Annotated in this window: 18 protein-coding genes; 12 read left to right on the top strand and 6 right to left on the bottom strand. The window is 71.3% G+C overall.

Going from position 1 to position 20,141, the window contains the following annotated elements; all coding sequences use genetic code 11:
• Position 1: 1 nt before the first annotated feature.
• From WME97_RS07410 to WME97_RS07400, 3 genes are read right to left on the bottom strand one after another with little or no spacing between them, the layout of a single operon-like run.
• Positions 2-577, bottom strand: a complete 576-nt coding sequence (locus tag WME97_RS07410) for a YfiR family protein (RefSeq protein WP_437550623.1) — start codon at positions 575-577, stop codon at positions 2-4.
• Positions 574-984, bottom strand: a complete 411-nt coding sequence (locus WME97_RS07405; RefSeq protein WP_012234032.1) for a response regulator — start codon at positions 982-984, stop codon at positions 574-576. Before WME97_RS07405 ends, WME97_RS07410 begins: the two co-directional genes overlap by 4 nt.
• Positions 985-988: 4 nt before the next feature.
• Positions 989-3,211, bottom strand: coding sequence for a HAMP domain-containing protein (locus WME97_RS07400; RefSeq protein WP_437550620.1), 2,223 nt, complete (start codon positions 3,209-3,211; stop codon positions 989-991).
• Positions 3,212-3,522: 311 nt separating this feature from the next.
• On the opposite strand from WME97_RS07400, the gene WME97_RS07395 reads away from it, so the two are divergent.
• The 12 genes from WME97_RS07395 (at position 3,523) to WME97_RS07340 (ending at position 16,014) form a co-directional block, all read left to right on the top strand.
• Positions 3,523-4,368 carry a PPK2 family polyphosphate kinase gene (locus tag WME97_RS07395; protein ID WP_437550618.1) on the top strand — a complete coding sequence of 282 codons (846 nt, stop codon included), beginning with the start codon at positions 3,523-3,525 and terminating at the stop codon, positions 4,366-4,368.
• On the top strand, positions 4,349-5,083 hold the full coding sequence (locus tag WME97_RS07390) for a hypothetical protein (RefSeq protein WP_437550616.1): 735 nt from the start codon (positions 4,349-4,351) through the stop codon (positions 5,081-5,083). Before WME97_RS07395 ends, WME97_RS07390 begins: the two co-directional genes overlap by 20 nt.
• Before the next feature lie 361 nt (positions 5,084-5,444).
• Positions 5,445-6,032: an RDD family protein gene (locus tag WME97_RS07385; RefSeq protein ID WP_437550615.1), complete on the top strand. Its 588-nt coding sequence runs from the start codon at positions 5,445-5,447 to the stop codon at positions 6,030-6,032.
• 16 nt (positions 6,033-6,048) lie between these two features.
• Complete coding sequence (locus WME97_RS07380; RefSeq protein WP_437550613.1) at positions 6,049-6,909, top strand: RDD family protein; 861 nt, start codon at positions 6,049-6,051, stop codon at positions 6,907-6,909.
• On the top strand, positions 6,906-7,886 hold the full coding sequence (locus WME97_RS07375) for a stage II sporulation protein M (RefSeq protein ID WP_437550611.1): 981 nt from the start codon (positions 6,906-6,908) through the stop codon (positions 7,884-7,886). The genes WME97_RS07380 and WME97_RS07375 overlap by 4 nt, the downstream gene beginning before the upstream one ends.
• Positions 7,883-8,680 (top strand): hypothetical protein, encoded by a 798-nt coding sequence (locus WME97_RS07370; RefSeq protein ID WP_437550609.1) that lies wholly within the window; start codon positions 7,883-7,885, stop codon positions 8,678-8,680. The genes WME97_RS07375 and WME97_RS07370 overlap by 4 nt, the downstream gene beginning before the upstream one ends.
• A complete protein-coding gene (locus tag WME97_RS07365) occupies positions 8,677-10,752 on the top strand; it encodes a DUF4350 domain-containing protein (RefSeq protein WP_437550607.1) in 2,076 nt (691 codons plus the stop codon). Before WME97_RS07370 ends, WME97_RS07365 begins: the two co-directional genes overlap by 4 nt.
• Complete coding sequence (locus tag WME97_RS07360) at positions 10,749-11,714, top strand: AAA family ATPase (RefSeq protein WP_437550606.1); 966 nt, start codon at positions 10,749-10,751, stop codon at positions 11,712-11,714. Before WME97_RS07365 ends, WME97_RS07360 begins: the two co-directional genes overlap by 4 nt.
• 5 nt (positions 11,715-11,719) lie before the next feature.
• Positions 11,720-13,015, top strand: coding sequence for a DUF58 domain-containing protein (locus WME97_RS07355; RefSeq protein WP_437550604.1), 1,296 nt, complete (start codon positions 11,720-11,722; stop codon positions 13,013-13,015).
• A 149-nt stretch (positions 13,016-13,164) separates the two neighbouring features.
• Positions 13,165-14,733 carry an AbgT family transporter gene (locus WME97_RS07350; RefSeq protein ID WP_437550602.1) on the top strand — a complete coding sequence of 523 codons (1,569 nt, stop codon included), beginning with the start codon at positions 13,165-13,167 and terminating at the stop codon, positions 14,731-14,733.
• Between the two features lie 71 nt (positions 14,734-14,804).
• Entirely contained in the window at positions 14,805-15,428 is a 624-nt protein-coding gene (locus WME97_RS07345; protein WP_437550600.1) for a sugar O-acetyltransferase, read from the top strand.
• A 10-nt stretch (positions 15,429-15,438) separates the two neighbouring features.
• Positions 15,439-16,014, top strand: a complete 576-nt coding sequence (locus WME97_RS07340) for a TetR/AcrR family transcriptional regulator (protein ID WP_437550599.1) — start codon at positions 15,439-15,441, stop codon at positions 16,012-16,014.
• A gap of 42 nt (positions 16,015-16,056) precedes the next feature.
• Here the strand turns inward: WME97_RS07340 and WME97_RS07335 are convergent, their stop codons facing one another.
• The 3 genes from WME97_RS07335 to tnpC form a co-directional block, all read right to left on the bottom strand.
• The gene (locus tag WME97_RS07335) at positions 16,057-17,172 is read right to left on the bottom strand and encodes a DUF4185 domain-containing protein (protein ID WP_437550597.1); all 1,116 of its coding nucleotides are present in this window, start codon (positions 17,170-17,172) and stop codon (positions 16,057-16,059) included.
• Between the two features lie 153 nt (positions 17,173-17,325).
• Positions 17,326-18,174, bottom strand: a complete 849-nt coding sequence (locus WME97_RS07330; RefSeq protein WP_437550595.1) for a sensor histidine kinase — start codon at positions 18,172-18,174, stop codon at positions 17,326-17,328.
• 63 nt (positions 18,175-18,237) lie between these two features.
• The gene (gene tnpC, locus WME97_RS07325) at positions 18,238-20,130 is read right to left on the bottom strand and encodes an IS66 family transposase (RefSeq protein ID WP_437546099.1); all 1,893 of its coding nucleotides are present in this window, start codon (positions 20,128-20,130) and stop codon (positions 18,238-18,240) included.
• Positions 20,131-20,141: the final 11 nt, after the last annotated feature.

Raw genomic sequence — 20,141 nt, 5'->3', positions numbered from 1 at the left:
GTCAATAGATCCTTGCCAGTTTGAGGATGGGAGCGGGGAAGTCGATGTGCTGGGCCCGGGCCTGCGCGAGGTTGATGCTCATGCGCGGCTTGCCGTCCGCGACGTCGACGCCGAGCACGGCCCCCTGCGAGACATAGGGCTCCACGGCCGCAAAGCTCAGGATGCCCGTGTCCGTGAGCGCGCCGCGTATCGCGGCGACCTCCCTGCCGAGCCCCGAGGAGATGTACACGACGTTGATGTCGCGCGCGCGGCACGTCGCGGCGAGCTCGGACGCGCTCGAGTACTCGGCGCTCTCCACGCGGATCGGCTTGTCACGCACCTTGCCGATGTCGTTCAAGGCCCTCCTCATCTGGAGCGCGGCGCTCGCCGAGTCCGCGTCGCCGGCCCGGGAGAGCAAAAGGAAAGAGACCTGTCCCTTCACCCGCTCTGGAAAGCCCCTGTCATACGGCAGGATGCGCGTGACGATCTCCGCTTGCACGGCGAAGGGCGCCGTCGCCGGCTCCGCCATGACATGGAATGGGGCGAGGGCGGCCGCGACGAAGAGGCCGAGCACGAGGGCGCGCCGGCGAGGCGTCATGTCTTGCGTTCCTTGCCGCGCGACAGGCCGGCGAGCTTGCGTATGCGGAGCGCCGCTTGCACCTGCGGGGTGAGGGCGAGCAGATCGCCTTTCCTGCTGAAGACCCCGTCGAAGCCGAGCTCCGCGTACCGCGATCCGGCCTCGGCGTCCGTCGTGTAGAGGTAGAAGAGCGGCGGCCTCTCGCCCTCGGGCACCGCGGCCTTGAGCGAGCGGAGGACGGCGGCGCCGTCGAGGCCCGGCATGAAGAAGTCGACGATGACGAGATCGCAGCCGCGCAGGTGGCGGGCCGTGCCCACGAGCTGCGTCGTCGTGACCACCTCGTAGCCGGCGCTCGACAGCTCGACGCGGATCCGCATCAGCACGATCTCGCTGTCATCGATCACCAGGATGCGTCCGCCGTGTGACATCGAGTCATTCTCCGTTGCTGAGAGGGACAGCCTGGGGGCGGATCACGAACGCCGCGCCGGTCTGGCGCGACGCGTCCACCTCGATGAGCCAGCCGACCGAGAGGAGATCGGCGCGGACCGCGGAGAGGCCGATGCCGCGGCCCGCGAGGTCGCTCACGTCGCCCTTCGTGCTCACGCCGGGGGTGAACAGGAGCTCGCGCGTCCGGCCCAGATCCTTCGGATCGACGCCGGCGCTCGTCGCGAGGGCGTCGAAGTCGATGCCCTGACCGTCGTCCTCGACGAGGAGGGTGGGCAGCGGCCTGTCCTCGACGCAGCTGGCGCGGATCACGCCCACCTCGGGCTTGCCCACCCGGGCGCGCGCGTCGGGGGATTCGATTCCATGGGCGATCGCGTTCCGCACGAGGTGGAGGAACACGCCCGGGAGCAAGCGGGCGAGATCCGAAGGAATGGAGGCCTCGCGGCCGTCGATCTCGAGGCGGGCGCGCTTGCCCTCCCGCTCGGCCCAGCGGGGGACGCGCTCGAGGAGCGGCGCGAGCACCTCGCCGAACGGCCGGGCCGCGAGGCGGCGGACGATCTCGGCGGCCTCGCCGCCCTGCGGGCCGACGAGCTCGCCGAGCCGGGTGACGTCCGTGCGGCGGACCGTGATCTGGTCGAGGATCGCGCTGCCCACGGGCGAGGCGTCGACGAACGTCTCCTGCGCGCGCGTGAGCTCGTCCGCGACGCGGGTGAGCCGCGAGCGCCACGACGCCGCGTGCCCCTCGACCGAGGGCCTGTCCTCCGAGCGCGCGCGCGCCTGGACCCTGGAGAGCTCGTCCTCGAGCGCCATGATCTCGTCCGCGAGGCGCTCCAGGTCGAACGACCGGGCCTCGCCCTTCATGGTGTGCAGCTGCTGCAAGAGCTCGTCGATGTCCGCGGGGCAGAGCTCCCCGCCGGGCCTCAGGATCTCGCTGCACCGGGCCACGCGCTCGCGCGAGATCTCGATGAAGCGGACGAAGACCTGGCCGCCGCCGGCGATGAGGCGGCGCATGGCGGCGATCTGGCGCGCGTGCTCCTCGTCCTTGGTCTTGACGCTCTCCGTGAGGCGCCTGAGCTCGGTCTGGTCGGTCGCGAGCAGCATGATGCGCGCGATCTTCTGGCCGGAGACGATGGGGCAGAGCTCGATCCGCAAGAACCTCCGGTCGCCCGGCGCGCGCTCGAACCACACCTCGCGCGGGGCGAGCTCGGCGACCTCCTGGAAGGCGTCGACCTCGGCGTCGAACGCCGCGTCGACCCATTGCCGGAGCGCCTGGCTCTCGACGCAGAGCGGCCCGCCGCGGTAGAGGAGCTCCGCGACGTGGTTGCCCTCCGCGGCGCGATCGCCGAAGAGCTGCCTGGCTTCTTTCGAGGCCTCGCTGCCCAGCCGGCCGTCGGGGCCGAAGGCCACGATGGCCTCGCGCATGTTGTCGAAGAGCTCGCGGAGGCTCTCGGTGGCCATCTCGAGCTTGCCCTCGCGCTCGATGATGGCGGAGCTCATCGCGTTGAAGACGTCGGCGAGCCGGCCGAGCTCGTCGTTCGTGCGGACGTTCACGCGGACGGCGCGGTCCCCTTCCCCGACGCGCCGCGCGGCGTCGACGAGCCGCGAGAGCGGACGCACGATCTGCCACCTTGCGAACGCGAGGAGCAGGAAGGCCGTCATCGCGCCGACGATGCCCGCGAACTCGAGGATGTTGCGGCGGGCCGCGGCGAACGCGGCGTTCTCGGGCTCGAGGGAGAAGACGAGGACGAGCGTCCCGAGGCGCCGCCCGTCGTCGCGCACGACCGGGCGGGCGACGCGTATCTCGCGCTCCAGGACCTGGTTCTCGGCGCCGCGCGCGGTGAACACAGACAGGCCGCCTTCCGGCTGACCGATCTTGGCGACGGGCTCGGCGTCGCTGCCCCACGCGACCGCGGCGATGAGCGCGCGGTTCGACCGGAGCTGGTCGAGGTCGCCCTGCGCCGTGTCCCGATCGCCGAAATCTAGCGACGCGGTCAGGGAACCCGACAGCAGATCCGCCATCATCGATGCGGCGTTCGCCTTCGCCGACACGAGGTCATCTCGTGTCTTCTGGATCACCTGATTGGCCACCAGCACGGTGACGCTGGTGAGGACCACCACAGTCGCTGCGGCGAGCTTGACGCCGATGCCGAGGTGAACACCGGAGCGCCGGTGAGCCGCCGGGGGCCGGGAGACAGGGGCAGAGACCAGCATCACGCGCTCGGGGCGGCAGGCCGTATCCGAGCCAAGGAATGGTCGAATCCAAGAGCGTGCGTCATCCGCGCCCCCCTCCACGGCAGAAGCTTCGCCAGGCGCACCATCGGAAGCACCCGAGGGACGAGGACAGGCGCATGGCGATGCCCTTCCGACCTCGACGGTACGTAGTTCATTTCATTTCTGCAACAGGATTTTCCTTAGGCACCGCCGATGTGACTGTCCGCTCGTCGCGTCATCCGCAACGGCGCCTTGACGTCGCGCGTCACTCCGGCGATGGGGACGCTGCGGGATCGTGTAGGCTCGCGGGCATGCCCATCACGCGACTCACGAAGCCTGATTCGAAGTTTCGCCTCGACGACGTCTCGACCGATCCGCCTCGGGACGCGACGAAGCAGGAGGCAACGGAGCGGCTCAAGGAGCTGGGCGAAGAGCTGCTCGAGCTGCAGGAGCTGATGTGGGGAGCGAGGACACACAGCATCCTCATCGTCCTTCAGGGCCGCGACGCGGCCGGCAAGGACGGGGCGATCAAGAACGTCGTCGGCGCGCTGAACCCGCGCGGCGTCACGGTGAGCTCGTTCGGCGTGCCCACGAAGGAGGAGCGGGAGCACGACTTCTTGTGGCGTATCCACCGGCAGGCGCCGCGCGCGGGGGAGTTCGCCATCTTCAACCGCTCTCACTACGAGGATGTGCTCGTCGTACGCGTGCACGACCTCGAGCCCAAGTCGCTTTGGGGGGAGCGCTACGGTCACATCAACGACTTCGAGGAGCTGCTCGCCGAGCACGGGACCATCGTGATCAAGTTCTTCCTGCACATCAGCAAGAAGGAGCAGGAGAAGCGGCTCTTGGAGCGCGAGGAGAACCCGTCGACCGCGTGGAAGCTCAACGTGAACGACTGGAAAGAGCGGGAGCACTGGGACGAGTACACCGAGGCTTACGACGAGGTCTTCCGGCGCTGCTCGTCCAAGCACGCGCCCTGGTGCGTCGTGCCGGCCGACGCGAAGTGGTACCGCAACCTCGTCGTCGCCGAGACCGTGGCGGAGACGATGCGGGAATACCGCGACGGCTGGCTGAAGACGCTCGAGCGGAACGGGAAGGCGGGCCGCGAGGAGCTCGACGAATACCGGAGGTCGCGGGGTGGGCGGAACAAGGGGTGAGCGGACAGGAGAGGCGGCCCTGAGCGGCGCGCGCAGGCGGGTGGCAAGCCAGGTCGGGGCGGCCGGCCTCGTGGCATCGCAGCTCCTCGCCTGTCCGTCGTCGCCCGAGCGGGATCGCATCACCGTAGAACAGGCGCCGCCCGCCCCGGCGGCCGCGCCGCTCGCCTCGCCCGCGCGCCCCCCCGCGCCGCCCGAGCCCCTCGCCTCGGCGCTGCCGAAGGTCGAAGCGACTTCCGCCCCGAGCGCCGAGCCGGGCGCCGCTCCGCCGAGGCGCGGATCGCGCATCGGCGGCGACGGCCGCATCGAGATCGAGCAGGGCGGGAGCGTGCGCCGACTCGAGGGTCCGTGCCAGTCCACCTACGAGGTGGCGGATCCCATGCCCGGGCCCTACGCCGAGGTCCTCGATCCCGACGCGAAGGCGCCGCGGCTCATCCTCGATTCGTGCGGCGCAGGGGGCACGTACTTCGATATCGTCGCCACCGGCCTCAAGCTGCCGGGAGAGCTCGAGGTGATCCGGGTGCGCTTCCTGGATCCGAAGACAGGGTCGGAGTGGACCTCGGACACCGCGAAGCTCAGGGTCACCGAGTTCACGAGCGTCGGAGCGCCGGTGAAGGGCACCTTCGAGGCGACCATGAGCGCGCGCCTGAACCGCCCGGCCGAGCGGATCCGCGGGACCTTCTCGCTCCCCCGGGCGCCCGACCGATATCCGCCCTAGCAGGCGCAGAGCGCCAATCACGCGCTGCGACCTGCGTGGGCCGCTGATGCCATGGCACGGAGTCCACGCGAAGGACTCCGTGGTTGCATGAACAGTCGATTTCCCCCCAGCCGGCGGGGCCGAGCGACGACCTTTGTACTCGTCGACGATCTCGACACGTGGCCACACGCGGTGGCGTCAGGAGGTCGTCCACGGCGCCCGGCGGGGGCGACGGCTCTCGGCTCCCCGACGGTGCTCGTCTCTCAGGGAGGCCGTGGCCGGGCGCGCTCCGCGATCCCGCGCGCGCCGTGCGGGGCCGAGCGGCTCGGCCAATTGACGCGCTGCCGCTCGGGTGATGCAATTCCGACGAGGAGGAGGGGGCATGCAGCTCGACGATCCCAGGCACGAGTACAACCCGTACGCCGCACCGACGACCGACGACGCGCGCTCCTATCGCGAGGACGAGCCGGACGAGCACGTCCTCGCCGAGCGCGGCACGCGGCTCGGCGCGCGGATCCTCGACAACCTGCTGCTCATCGGCTCCATGATCCCCGCCGTGATCCTCCTCGTCGCCACCGGCGCTATCGAGGGCATCGCGACCGACGAGGGGACGCTCCACCCCGAAGGAAAGCTCTACCTGATGATCGGCGTCGGCGCGCTCCTCGGCCCGCTCCCGCTCGTCATCTACCAGTGGTACCTCATCGTCACGCGCGGGCAGACGCTCGGGAAGACGTGGACGAAGATCAAGATCATCAAGTCGGACGGCTCGCGCGTCGACTTCGTGTCCGGCGTCATCGTCCGCAACTGGGTCCTCGCGCTCCCCGGCCTCATCCCCGCCGTCGGCCAGGCGCTCAGCTCGATCGTCAACCTGGTCGACGGCCTCATGATCTTCAGCGATGACCGCCGCTGCCTGCACGATCGCATCGCCGGCACCAAGGTCGTCGTCGCCCCGCCCAGGGCGGGCTCCTGATCGCCCTCCTCGCCGCATGATCCACCGCGAGACGCTCCGCGAGCCGCTCGACACGAGCGCCGAGATCGAGACGCCGGAGCACGTGCGGTTCCGCCACCAGATCGCGGGCCCGGCGCGGCGCGCGCTCGCGTACCTCATCGACCTGGTGGTGCGCGGCGTCATCGTCTTCGCGGTCGGGATGCTCGCCGCGGTCGGCGGCGTCGCCGTGGGGCCAGCGCTGCGCGGCGCGTCGACGGGCTTCGTGCTGCTGGTCCTCTTCGCGATCGAGTGGGGGTATTATGTCTTCTTCGAGACCCTCTGGGGCGGCTGCACGCCCGGCAAGCGCGCCCTCTCGCTGCGCGTCGTCACCGACGGCGGCCAGCCGCTCCGCTTCGGGGACAGCCTGCTGCGCAACCTGCTGCGCGCCGCGGATCTCCTCCCCCCGTTCATCGATCCGCTCTCGTTCCTCGGCACGTACGCGGTCGGCCTCGCCGTCATGGGCCGTGATCCGCGCTTCCGCCGCCTCGGCGATCTCGTGGGCGGCACCCTCGTGATCGTCGAGGCGCGCCACACGGTCGCCGGCCCGCTCGTCCTCCGGCCGCCGCCGAGCCCCGCGGAGCTCTCGAGCCTGCCCGCGCGCCTCCCGCTCTCCGGCGAGGAGCTCGACGCCATCGAGCTCTTCCTCCGCCGCCTCGATCGCCTCTCGCCCGCGCGCGCGAGCGAGCTCGCGGAGATGACCGCGCCCGTGTTCGCGCGGCGCATGGGCGTCCGCTACAAGGACGCCGCGCGCTTCCTCGGCGTCCTCCACCACCGCGCGCACGCGCACCGCGGCGGCCAGGAGGAGGCCGCGAGCGCCCCCAAGCCCCGCCGCAAGCGCAAGAAGGAGGTGAGCGCGTGATCGGCGCCCGCTCCCAGGACGAGTTCGTCGCGGCCCGCAGGCCGGACTGGCAGGAGCTCGATGGCCTCCTGCTCCACGACAGCGGTTCGCTCGCGAAGAAGGACGGCGCCGCCATCTCGCGCCTCGCCGCGCTCTACCGCTCGCTCTGCACCGATCTGATGCGCGCGCGCGCGGCGCGCTACACGCCCGATCTCACCGCGTACCTCGACGCGCTCGCCGCGCGCGCGCACGCGGCGCTCTACGGCGCGGAGCCCTTCCGCCTCCCCGACATCGTCTCCTTCTTCACCCGCGATTTCCCGCGCGCATTGCGCGCGAACGGCCGCTTCTTCGCGATCGCCTGCGCGCTCTTCTTCCTCCCCTCGCTCGTCGGCATCGCGGGCGCGCTCGCCTCCGACGAGTTCGCCACCCACGTGCTCCCGAGCCCGGTGCTCCAGGCCATGGCCCAGATGTACAGCGAGGGCCTCAATGGGCGCGACGCGGGCACCGACACGGGCATGGCGGGGTTCTACGTCTTCAACAACGTCGGCATCGCCTTCCGCTGCTTCGCCACCGGCGTGCTCTTCGGCGCGGGCAGCATCTTCTTCCTCATCTACAACGGCCTCTTCACCGGCACCGTCGTCGGCCACGTGATGAGCGTGGGCCACGGCGGCAACATCTGGACGTTCATGTGCAGCCACGCGCCCTTCGAGCTCACCGCGATCGTGATCGCCGGCGGCGCGGGGCTCGAGATGGGCTACGCGCTCGTCGAGACGCGCGGCCGCACGCGCGTCGGCTCGCTGCGCCGCGCGGCGCCGTCGATCGTGCGCCAGATCCTCGGCGCGGCGGCGATGCTGCTGATCGCCGCGGGGATCGAGGGCTTCTGGTCCCCCTCGGGGCTCCCCCCGCCGGTGAAGTGGGCGGCCTCGGGCGTCTTCTCGCTGCTCATCGTCCTCTACCTCGCGCTCGCGGGTCGCCCCGCGAAGGAGGCCTCGCGATGAACCTCGGCGCCTCCGCGATCGTGCTGCGCCCGCGCCCGCTCTCCGAGATCCTCGATCTCGCCTGCCGCCTCTCCATGTCGCTCGCGCTCGGCCTCTACGCGCGGCTCTCGGCGATCCTCTTCCTCCCGATGCTTGCCGGCTGCCTCGCGCTGCGGTATGCGGCGGGCTGGTCGTGGCTCGCGGTGTGGGGCGTCGCGATCGCGCTCGGCGGCGTCGCGCAGGGCGTGTTCACGGTCGCGGTGGGGCGCCTGCTCTTCTCGGAGGAGCTCGGCGCGGGCCAGGTGCTCCGCCTGTTCAGGGCGCGCCTCTGGTCGTACCTGTGGATGCTCTTCTTGAGCCGCCTCCTGCTCGCAGCGGCCGCGCTCCCGATGTTCCTCGGCCTCCCCCTCGCCTGGCCGCGCCTCGTCTTCGTGCACGAGGCCAGCTTGCTCGAGGCCGCGGACGCCGGCGACGCCATCCAGCGCAGCAGCCGCTTCGTCACCGGCCGCGTCGCCGCGGTCCTGGGCGCGCTGATCGCGCTGCTCCTCGCGCAGGCCGGCGTCGCGCTCACGGCGGAGCTGCTCGGCCAGTCGCTCGTCGGCGGGATCCTCCAGCTCGGCAAGCCGTTCGGCGCGCTCGTCGACGACGGCGGCTCGCCCTTCGCGCTCGCGGGCTTCTTCGCGGGCATCCCGTACGTCGCGACCGCGCGCTTCCTCCACTACATCGACGCGCGCACGCGCGCCGACGGCTGGGACATCCAGCTCCGCTTCCTCGCGATCGCCGCGCGCGAAGGCGAGAAGAGGGCCGCCGCGTGAGCCGCCGCGCGCGCCTCTTCGCCGCCCTCGTCGCGCTCTCCGCCGGCGCGCCGCTCGCGCGGGACGCCCGGGCGGAGGACGTGGAAGAGAATGTTCACTGGAGCGTGCGCGACGTCCTCGAGGACGATCGCTACCGCTTCTGCCACGAGGACGACTACCCGCTCACGCCCGAGGAGCACGCGTGGTGCCCGATCATCGCCGGATCGAGCGACGTGTGCCCGGAGCTCCCCGCCGCGTGCAAGCTGCCCCCGGTCGAGGTCTCGCGATCGGCCGGGTCCGGCCGCGGCGGCCGCGGCGGCCGGGACGCGTCCGGCAAACACCCCGCGGGCGGCGCGCCGACCGATCGCGGCCCGAGCGAGGACGAGCGCCGCCGCCCCTGGCCCGAGATGCGCGTCGATCTCTCGGGGATGAGCTTCTTCGCGTCGGTGCTCTTCATCGGCCTGCTCGTTGTCTTCTTCGGGGGGGTGATCCACGCGCTGCTGAAGAACCTGCTCCGCGATCGCGCGCCCGCCGACGAGGCCAAGGGGGAGAGGGCGCCCGCGCGCGGCCCCACGCCCGAGGAGACGGCGCGGCGCGAGGTCGAGACCGACGTGCAGCGCCTGCTCGCGCGCGCGCGCAGCCACGCGGCCCGCGGCGACCACGCGCGCGCGATCGACGACGCGTACGCCGCGCTCCTGCGCCGCCTCGACGGGGATGGTCTCATCGAGATCCACCCCTCTCGCACCAACGGCGACTACGTGCGAAGCCTGCGCGAGCGGCCCGATCTCAAGGGCGCGATGCGATCGATCGTGCGCGACGTGGAGGGCGTGCAGTTCGGCGTCACGCCGCCCTCCGAGCCGATCTTCCGCGCGGTGATGGACCGCGTCGTCCCGCTCGTGAGCCGCGCGCTCGCGCTCGCGCTCGCCGCCTTCGGCCTCTCCGCCGCGCTCTCCTGCACGCCGCACGGCGGCGGCGACGAGGGCGGCGGCGATCGGTCGCCCTCGGGCACCCAGGCGGTGCTCGAGGTGCTCAAGGAGCAGGGCTTCAAGGCGCGGCGCCGCGGCGAGGCGCTCGCGGCGCCCGATCGCGCGCTCGCGCTGGTGGTGCTGCCGGGCGCGGCGATCGACGACGCGACGTGGAAGGACCTGTTCGCGTGGGTGAGCGACAAGGGCGGCACGCTCTTCCTCGCCGGGCTCCCGCGCCTTCCCGACGAGGTCGAGCTCGGCCTGCGCGTGGCCCAGGACGCCGAGACGTCGACGGCGCTCGCCGCGGACTGGTCGCGCGGGCTCCGCGCCTCGCTCCCGCCCGGCAAGCGCCTCGTCGAGGCGAACGGCGACGAGCCCGAGGACCTCTACATGATCCTCCGGGGCGAGTCGTCCTCGACCGCGGGCGTCGTCCGCCGCATCGGCGAGGGCAAGGTCGTCGTCGTCGCGGACGATCGCCTCGTGTCGAACGTCTCGCTCGCGGCCCCCGACAACGCGCAGCTCTTCCTTGATCTGCTCCGGTTCGCGCCGTACGCGACCGAGGTCGAGATCGTCGACGAGTGGACCGGCGTCGGCGCCGAGACGCCCTTCGAGGCCGTGCGCGAGGCGAACCTCTGGCCCGTGATCGCGCAGCTCTTCCTGCTCCTCGCGCTGCTCTACCTCTGGAAGGGCAGCGCCTTCGCGCGCCTCCGCGATCCGCCCGCCGCGGGCCGCCGCGCCTTCGCCGATCACGCGCGCGCGCTCGGCCTCGCCTACCGGCGCGCGCGCGCCTCGCGCCACGCCGCGGGCCTCTACGCGAGCTGGGCGCTCGATCGCCTGCGCGAGCGCGTGCACAAGTCCGGCCGGCGGGGCCTCATCCCGCTCGCCGAGGCGATCGCCGCGCGCACCGGCCGCCCCGAGGCCGAGGTGATGCGCGTGCTGGTCGAGGCCTCCGGCGCCCGCGAGGACGCCGCGCCCGCCTCGTCGCTCCGCGCGCCGCAGAGCGCGCGCGGCGCGCGGCCCTCGCCTCGCGCGCGCGACGGCGCCGCCGCCGATCTCGAGCTCGTGCGCGAGCTCCAGGGCTTCCTCGACGCGACCGGTCAGCGAACCTCCGATCGAAAGACGACATGAACCCGATTGAATTCCGCGATCGCTTCGATCTCCTCCGCCGCGAGGCCGGCAAGGTGCTCCTCGGCCAGGACGATCTCATCCTGCACACGCTCGTCGCCGTCCTCGCCGGCGGTCACGTGCTCATCGAGGGCGTGCCCGGCCTCGGCAAGACGCTGCTCGTCCGCACCCTCGGGCACGTGCTCGGCGCCACGTTCAAGCGCATCCAGTTCACGCCCGATCTGATGCCGAGCGACGTCACCGGCGGCAACGTCTTCAACCAGAAGGAGGACCGCTTCGTCTTCCACGAGGGGCCGATCTTCACGCAGCTCCTCCTCGCCGACGAGATCAACCGCGCGCCCGCCAAGACGCAGAGCGCGCTGCTCGAGGCGATGCAAGATCTCGCGGTCACCTCCGACGGCATCACGCGCGCGCTGCCGGATCCGTTCTTCGTCATCGCCACGCAGAACCCCATCGAGTCGCAGGGCACCTACCCGCTGCCCGAAGCGCAGCTCGACCGCTTCTTGATCCAGGTCAACGTCAAGCACCCCTCGCAGGCGGTCGAGCGGCTGATCCTCAAGAACCACGTCAACGGCTTCCACGCGGCGCGCCTCGATCGCTTCGAGATCCAGCGCATCGCCACCGCCGCAGAGCTCGTGGAGATGCGCGAGGGGCTCGCGCAGATCCGCGTGGACGACGGCATCATCGAGTACATCGCCGACATCGTCGGCCGGAGCCGCGTGCACCGCTCGGTCTACCTCGGCGCCTCGCCGCGCGCGTCGATCGGCCTGCTCGCGGTCGCGCGCGCCATGGCCGCGAGCGAGGGCCGCGAGTACGTCATCCCCGACGACGTGAAGGCGCTCGCGCCCGCGATCCTGCGCCACCGGCTCATCCTGCACCCCGACGCCGAGATCGAGGGCGTGAGCGCCGACGACTGCGTCGACGACATCCTCCGCGAGGCCAAGGTGCCGAAGACGGCGGCCTGAGCGCGATGATCCCCTCGCGCGCCCTCGTGCTGCTCGCGATCGTGCCCCTCGGGCTCGCGGTGGCGACGCTCGTCGATCGCACGCTGCTCCTGCCCATGCTCGCCGCGGACGCGGGCATCGCGCTCTGGGCCGCGATCGACGCGCTCCTCGCGCGGAGGCCGCTCGTGACGGTGAAGCGCCACGCCCCCGCGGTGCTCTCCATCGGGCGCCCGAACCTGATCACGCTCGAGATCCGCTCGCTCTCGCGCCGCAAGCTGTCGATCGAGGTCGCCGACGATCTCTTCGATCACGCCGAGAGCGACGACCTGCCCGTGAAGCTCGAGCTCCCGCCCAGGGAGCGCGCGACGGCCCGCTACCACGTGCGCCCCACCCGCCGCGGCGCGCACACGATCGGCGATCACCACGTGCGCTACCTCTCGCCGTTCGGCCTCTGGATCCGGCAGGTCACGGTGCCGGCCGAGACGCCGGTCAAGGTGTACCCCGACGTGCAGGCCGTGCGCGCCTTCGAGCTCATGGCGCGCCAGGATCGCGATCCGTCGGCGCTGCGCGCCTCGCGCAAGCGCGGCGGCGAGAGCGAGTTCGAGCGCCTGCGCGAGTACCGCCGCGGCGACGAGTTCCGCTCCATCGACTGGAAGGCGACCGCGCGGCAGAAGAAGATCATCAGCCGCGAGTACCAGCTCGAGAGCAACCAGAACCTCCTCTTCCTCCTCGACGCGGGCCGCCTGATGACCGCGCAGACGCAGGGGCTCTCGCTCTTCGATCACGCGCTCAACGCGAGCTTGATGCTCTCGCACGTCGCCGCGCGCGGCGGCGACCGCGTGGGCCTGCTCGCCTTCGCCGACGGCATCAAGAGCTACGCGCCCCCGGTGAGCGGCGCGGGCGCGGCCAAGCACGTGCTCTCCGCGGGCTATGACCTCTACCCCGAGCTCGTCGAGACCAACTACGGCGCGGCGTTCCAGCACGTGGGCCTGCGCGTGCGCAAGCGGAGCCTGATCGTGCTCTTCACGCAGGTCGTCGACGACGTCGCCGCGAGCGAGCTGCTCCGCCTGATGCGCGGGGTGATGCCGCGCCACCTGCCGCTCATGGTGCTGCTGCGGGACGTGGAGATCGACGCGCTGGTCGAGGGCGGCGACGCCGACCCGTACACGCGCGGCGCCGCCGCCGAGCTCTCGAGCTTCCGCGATCGGCTCGTGCGCGACCTCAAGAACCAGGGCGCGCTGGTGCTCGACGTCGCGCCCGGACAGCTCACCGGGCAGCTCATCAACCGGTATCTCGAGATCAAAGCGCGCCATTTGCTCTGATCTGCGCGGGGGCCCCGGCGCCCATTGCTGCTCCAGCAGCAATCGGTGCTGATCCATTGCTCCTGCACGAGCACACCGGCGCCGGCCCGGGCGGCCGATCACGGCTCGGCGCGTCACGCTCCGCGGGGAGATCGCTTTAAGATGAGCGCATGTCCAGCGAGCAACCCGAGCAGTCCCTTCCCCTGCCCCGCGCCGAGCTCCGCGGGGCGAGCCGCGTCCTCGACGCGCTGGAGCGCGCCGGCAACAAGCTGCCTGATCCGGCGGTGCTCTTCGTCCTGCTGGCCGCGGTGGTCGTGGTCCTCTCCGCGGCGCTGGCGACGCTCACGTTCAGCGAGATCGACCCGCGCACGAAGCAGCCGCTCGTGATCCACAGCCAGCTCTCGGGCAAGGCGATCACCGAGTTCCTCTCGACCATGGTGCAGACCTTCACGAGCTTCCCGCCCCTCGGCGTTGTGCTGGTGGCCCTGCTCGGGGTCGGCATCGCCGAGCGCTCGGGGTTCATCAACGCCGGCCTGAAGAAGGTCCTCGCGGTCACGCCGAGGGTGCTGCTCACGCCGATGCTGATCCTCGTGGCCATCGCGAGCCACACCGCGGCGGACGCGGGGTACGTGCTCGTCATCCCGCTCGGCGGCGTCATCTTCCAGGCCGCCGGCCGGCACCCGCTCGCGGGCATCGCGGCGGCGTTCGCGGGCGTGTCGGGCGGCTTCAGCGCGAACTTCATCCCGTCGAGCCTCGACCCGCTGCTGCAGGGCCTCACGCAGGCCGGCGCGAGCATCCTCGACCCGAAGCGCACCGTGAACCCGCTCTGCAACTGGTTCTTCTGCAGCGCCTCCTGCCTCGTGATCGTCGCGGCCGGCTGGTACATCACCGACCGCGTGATCGAGCCGCGCGTCGCCCGGACCCCCGTGGACGCCGCGCCCGAGGGGGAGCAGCGCATGACGGCGGCGCTCACGCCGCGCGAGGCGCGCGCGCTCTGGCTGGCCCTCGCGTCGATGGCGGCCAGCGTCGCGCTGCTGGTCGCGGCGAGCGTGCCGGCCTCGTCGCCGCTGCGCGCGCCGAGCGGGCAGCTCACGGTCAGCGGCGCGCCGCTCATGGGCGCGATCGTGCCGCTCATCTTCCTCTTCTTCCTCGTCCCTGGGCTCGTCTACGGCTACGCGGCCGGCACGTTCACGAGCCACCGCGACGTCATCGACGGCATGAGCAAGACGATGAGCACGATGGCCTATTACCTGGTCATGGCCTTCTTCGCCGCGCAGTTCATCCACCTCTTCAACCGCTCGAACCTCGGCGCGCTCCTCGCGCTGAAGGGCGCCGCGGGGCTGCAGGCGCTGGCGCTCCCGAGCGCGGTGACCATCGTGGGCGTCATCCTGCTCACGGCGATCACCGACGTCCTCATCGGGTCCGCGTCGGCGAAATGGGCGCTGCTCGCCCCGATCCTCGTGCCCATGCTCATGTCGATCGGCATCTCGCCGGAGCTCACGCAGGCGGCGTACCGGATCGGGGACTCGACGACGAACATCATCTCACCGCTGATGGTGTATTTCCCGCTCGTCGTTGTCTTCTGCCAGAAGTACGTGAAGGGCACGGGGATCGGCACGCTCGTCGCGCTGATGGTCCCTTACTCGGTGACCTTCCTCGTCGCCTGGACGCTGTTCCTTCTCGCGTACTGGCAGCTCGGCTTCCCGCTCGGGCTGGACGCGCCGTATGTCTACCCCTGAGACTGGACCTCTCCGGGGCGGCCGTGCACGAGCCCGCCCTGCCCGTTCCCATACAGTGTACACTCGTCCATATGTCGACGCCTCACGATCCCCGGTCCATGCGCGAGCGGATGCTCGCTGGCGACCTCTACATCGCCGACGATCCCGAGATCGCCGAGCAGAGCGCGGCTGCGCTCGATCTCATGGCGGCCTACAACGCGACGTCGCCCCGGCAGCGCCCGCTGCGCCGCCGCTTGCTGGAGCAGCTGCTCGGCGCGATCGGCGAGGGCACCGAGATCCGCCCGCCGTTCTACGTGGACTACGGCTCGCGCATCACCTTCGGGGCGCGCTGCTTCGCGAACTTCGGGCTGGTCGCGCTCGACGTCGCGCCGATCACGATCGGCGACGACGTGCAGTTCGGCCCGAACGTGCAGCTGCTGACGCCGACCCACCCGGTGGAGCCCGAGCCCCGGCGGCAGAAATGGGAGGCCGCGAAGCCCATCACGATCGGGAACAACGTGTGGCTCGGCGGCGGCGCCATCGTGCTTCCGGGGGTGACGATCGGCGACAACACCGTGGTCGGCGCGGGCTCCGTCGTGACGCGCGACCTGCCGGCCAACGTGATCGCGGTCGGGAACCCCGCCCGCGTGATCCGCGCGCTCGACGTCGCGCACGCCGCGGGGGCCACGCAGGCGCCGGGCGGGGCGCGAGGGTGACGGAGGCGCGATGAGCGCCGCCAGGGCGAGGCGCGCCGCCCCCGCGCGGCGGGCCCGCCGCCACGACCCAGGGCGCCGGGAGCGGCTCCTGGCGACCGCGCTCGACGTGATCGCCGAGCAGGGCGTCGCCGGCGCGTCCCACCGCTCGATCGCCCGGGCCGCCGACGTGCCGCTCGGCTCGACCACGTACCACTTCGCCTCGATCGACGAGCTGCTCGCCGCGGCGTTCACCCGGCACGCGGACGACATGGCCGCCCGCTTCGAGGAGCAGATGCGCGCCGCGTGCGACCGCGGGGCCGCGGTCGAGCTCCTCGTCGAGCACCTCACCACGGCCCTGCTCGGCTCGGAGCGCGACCTGGTGCTCAGCGTCGAGCTCTATGTCGCCGCCGCCCGGAGGCCCGCGCTGCGCGCCGTCACCCAGGCCTGGATGCTGCGGAGCCGGCGGGCGCTGGAGCTCCACTTCGACCCGGTGACCGCGCGGGAGCTCGACGCGCTGATCGAGGGCCTCGTGCTGCACAGCGCCCTGTCGACGGATCCCATGGCGCCCGAGCAGATCCGGCACGCCATCCGCCGCTTCACCCGCTGAGCTCCCGCAGGAGATTGCCCGTCAGGGGCGAGCGCTCGCCCGTCACTTCAGCACGACGCGCAGGAGCGCGAACTCCGACCCGAACCAGCCGGTCGTCGGCCGCGAGTACGTGATGTACTGCACCCGGCCGCCGTCCTCCTCGTACTCCGCGTGGTGAACCGAGTCGTACGGCGCACGCTCCTCGGGGGCCGTATAGAGGGTGGCCTCGTCCGACCATGGGCCGGTGAGGTCCGGGGCGGTGCGCGCAACGATCCGGTGCTCGAACGGGGGCGAGTAGACCGCGAGCCACGCCCCGAGGTGCTCACAGTACGAGACGGACATGATGGGCGCGCCGTCGAACAGCTCCGCGGCATCCCCGGCGTCGTCGCTCCAGCCATCGCCGTCGAAGTAGCGGAAGGCGCCTCGATCGACGGGCGTCTCGAGCGGCACGCGCGCGAGGCGGCACGGCTTGGACAGGCTGCCGTCGCACGCGAAGGTGTACAGGTCGTCGCCGTGGGCGACCAGCGCGGCACCCCAGCCGGGCTCGCCTTCCCCGAAGAGCAGGTCGGGGTGCTCCGCGCTCGCGTCCACGATCGGCCGCACCGGCGCCTCGTCGAGGCCCTCCCAGATCGCGAACGACTGGCCCACGCCGCGGAAGTTGAAGTCGCCCGGCTCCGCGTAGATGAGGCCATAGGGGATCAAGGCGCGGTCGCGCGCCGCATCGAACACCGGCGCCCCGGGCCACACCGCCCATCGGGCGCCGCACGGCGCCTCGGCGCAGTCGTCGCCGGCGTGAGCGTCGTTGAACGCCTGCTCGTCCGCGGTGGGCGCGATGAAATACCCCGGCGCCCCCGCGCCGTCGGCCGGGGACGAGAAGCCACCGATGCCGTCGGACGCGTCGAGATCGTCCGAGATGTCGAACGAGTTATGGTGCCAGTTGGTCCCGGCCTCGTCAGCCTGCGTGAGGACGGTATCGCCGTAGACCCAGACCGACTTGCCCCACGCGACAGCGCTGTCTCCACCGTCGCGCCCTTCGATCCATGAGCTCTTCTCGATGACGCCGATCTCCTCGGCAGACTCGACGCCTGGACCCGGCTCCCCGCCACACGCGACGACCAGGTGCGCGAGGACGATGGGGACAGAACGGGAGAGCGTGAGGGATCGGCGTGTGGAGCGCATCACGCCATCCTCCCACGACAGCGGGCGGCGCATCGAGCCGATCGACCCGCCTGGCGCTCCGCTCGACACCGACTTCGACGACCGACTTCGCCCTCTTCGGCTCGCGTCGCTCTGCCGGCGACCGCTTCAGCTCCGGCTGGGATCGCGTTGCCTTCAGCGAGCCCACACGTGCTCGATGGGCAGCTCGACGACGAAGGTCGAACCCACGCCGAGCGCGCTCTCGACCCGGATCGAGCCGCCGTGGGCCTCGACGATCTGCCTGGCGATGAAGAGGCCGATGCCCACCCCGGCGTAGTCGCGCGACGAGACAGCGCGCTCGAACCGCTCGAAGATCCGCGCCGCGTTCTCCGGAGCGATGCCGATTCCATGATCGCGCACCGCGATCACGGCCGTGTCCCCACGCCGCTGTGCGCTGAGCTCGACGGGAGCGTTCGCGCCGTACTTCAGCGCGTTGGACACGAGGTTCGTCACCACCTGCTCGATCCGCAGTGCATCCCAGCGACCGAGGATCTCGCGCTCGACGCGCAGAGACAGCGAGCAGCCCGCCTGCGCCAGCACCCCCTGGAGGGGCTCGACGGCCTGACGCACCACCTCGACGAGATTGACCCTCTCGGGCTCGAGCTTGAGACGACCCGCCTTGATGCGCGACAGATCGAGCAGCTGCTCGACGAGCCGCGTCAGCCGCGCGACCTGTCGAAGGCTCCCCTCCACCGCCCGGGCGGTGCCGTCGTGCCGGAGGGTCGCTGACTCGTCGCCTCCGAGCCTGCGCTCCAGCGCCTGCAGCGTGAGCTGGAGCGCGGCGATGGGCGTTCTGAGCTCGTGGGACGCGATGGAGAGAAACTCGTCTCTCTCCCGGACGGCAGCCTGCGCGGCCTCCTCACGGAGAGCGAGTCGGCCGCGATCTTCTACGGCCCTCCCCCGATCCCGGTCGATGCATTCCAACGCGGCAGCGCTCTTCCAGATGTGGCGCACGATGAGGACGATGCAGCGTAAGCGCTGCATGAAGCGCCGTCGGCCCCAACCTCGGTCAGCTGGTGCAAGATGGGGGCGATGGAACCGGCTCAGTCAGCCCGTCGCGTGCTGCTCTTCCGCGGGAAGCGGGGGCGGGACGGTGATCGGCCCGAGGGCGAGCTTCAGCTCGTCGGCGACGAGCCGGGTGCGGGTGCGCGCCCAGTACCTGGGGGCGAGCTCGAGGTAGCGGTCCCGCGGCCAGTAGGGCATCACGCGGATGACGTCGGCGAGGTAGGCCTCGGGGTCGAGACCGTGGAGCTTGCAGCTTGCCACGAGCGAGAAGAGGTTGGCGGCGGCCGAGGCGTGGTCGTCGCTGCCGAAGAAGAGCCAGGACTTCCTTGCAACCGCGATGGATCGCAGAGCTCGCTCGCTCGCGTTGTTCTCCAGGCGCAGCCGACCATCATCGAGGAAGCGCCGCAGGGGCTGCTCTTGATTGAGGGCGTAGCCGAGCGCAGTAGAGACCAGGCCGCGCTCGCGGGGACGCGCGTGCTCGGCCCTCGCCCACGCAAAGAACGCGTCGACCAAGGGGCGGACGACGGCGTCACGGCGCACCTTGCGCTGTGCGGGCGCAAGATCCGCGAGCTTGCGATCGACCGCAAAGATGGCGTTGATGCGACGCAGCCCCTCGACGCCGAGCTCGTGCTTGCAGACCGCCGCCTCCCAGAAGTTGGTACGGCAATGCGACCAGCATCCGACTTCGGTCGGGGGCGGACCGCGCTTCTCGTCGGCAGCAGCGCCTCTTGGTGGTGTGCCGCGGAAGAGGGCGTCATAGATGGCGTGAGCGTCGGCTTGAATGTACCGAGAGAAGCCGCGGAACATCTCGCAAACCGCAGCGCTGGTATGCTTGGGCTGGTACTCGAAGAAGACGTGATCCTTGTCCGCGAGGACGACGAAGAAGTGTCCTTTGCGGCACGGCCCGGGCTTCTTGTCCTTGCGCTCCTGGATGGGCCCAGGCTGGATGGAGACCCCGGTAGCGTCCGTGGACAGGCAGAAGGCGGTCTCGAAGGCCTCTTTGCGCGCGGCCTCGACGATGGCGCCCAGGGTCGCGCCCGCGTCTTCGGCGTAGCGGCACATCGTGCCGCGATCGAGCGACGCGCCCTGAAGCTCCAGCTGCTGCTCCAGTCGATAGAACGGGACACCGAGCAGGTACTTGCTGATGAGGATGTGCGCAATGATGGACGGCGCGAGAAGCGACCTCCGGAACAGCTCCTTCGGAAGCGGCGTCGTGATGAAGACCGTGCAGGTCTCGCCCTTCGGCGCCGGCGGCGGCGCATCGAGCGCTGTGGAGCAAGCGCTCGGCTCGCCGGCCGCTGCCGTGTTCTCGGGGCTGACGCTCGCTGCGGGCGTCGGCGCCGGGACCTCTCTCGCGACGACCTGGAGCGGGGCAGCTTCCCCCTCGCCAGCGCTGCTCGCATCCGTGACGGACCGCTCGGCCTTGTACACGACGCGTGCGAGCACGATGCGGCGCATTCCGCCGCGCTCGTAGCCGAGTCGCGAGGTCTCCTCGACCCCGATGCGCGTCGCCGTCGCATCGAGCTCAGGACAGGAGAGCTCAATGCGGACGACGGGCAGGTCCGACTCGGACAGGTCGCGACGGCCCTTGCTGCCGGTCCTTCGTTTCGGCCCCTTGGGGTCGTCGTCCTGCCGCTCGTCGCCCGTCTTGCGCTCGGCGTCGTCGAGTGCCTTCTGGAGACGCTGGACCTCGAGGAACATCGACTCGAACGCGAGCTGCTCCGCGCTCACCTCGGCGCGCTCCGCTTTCGCCACGAACAGTCGACGTTGCAAAAGCTGGAGTTGCTCGAGCGCACGGGTGTAGGCGCGCCGAAGCTGCGCGAGCGCATCGCGCGCTCCGACGAGCTCGCTCTTGGCCGCTGCGAGCTCCGCTTCGAGCTGCGCGATGCGCTGCTGCTCGGGCGTCGGCGTCGGCTTTGCGGCAGCGTCGTGCACGACGCCGCTCT

This window comes from Sorangium sp. So ce367 (genome assembly GCF_051520455.1).
In the GTDB taxonomy this organism is placed as follows: domain Bacteria; phylum Myxococcota_A; class Polyangia; order Polyangiales; family Polyangiaceae; genus Sorangium; species Sorangium cellulosum_B.
This window is presented reverse-complemented; position numbering and strand designations above follow the sequence as displayed.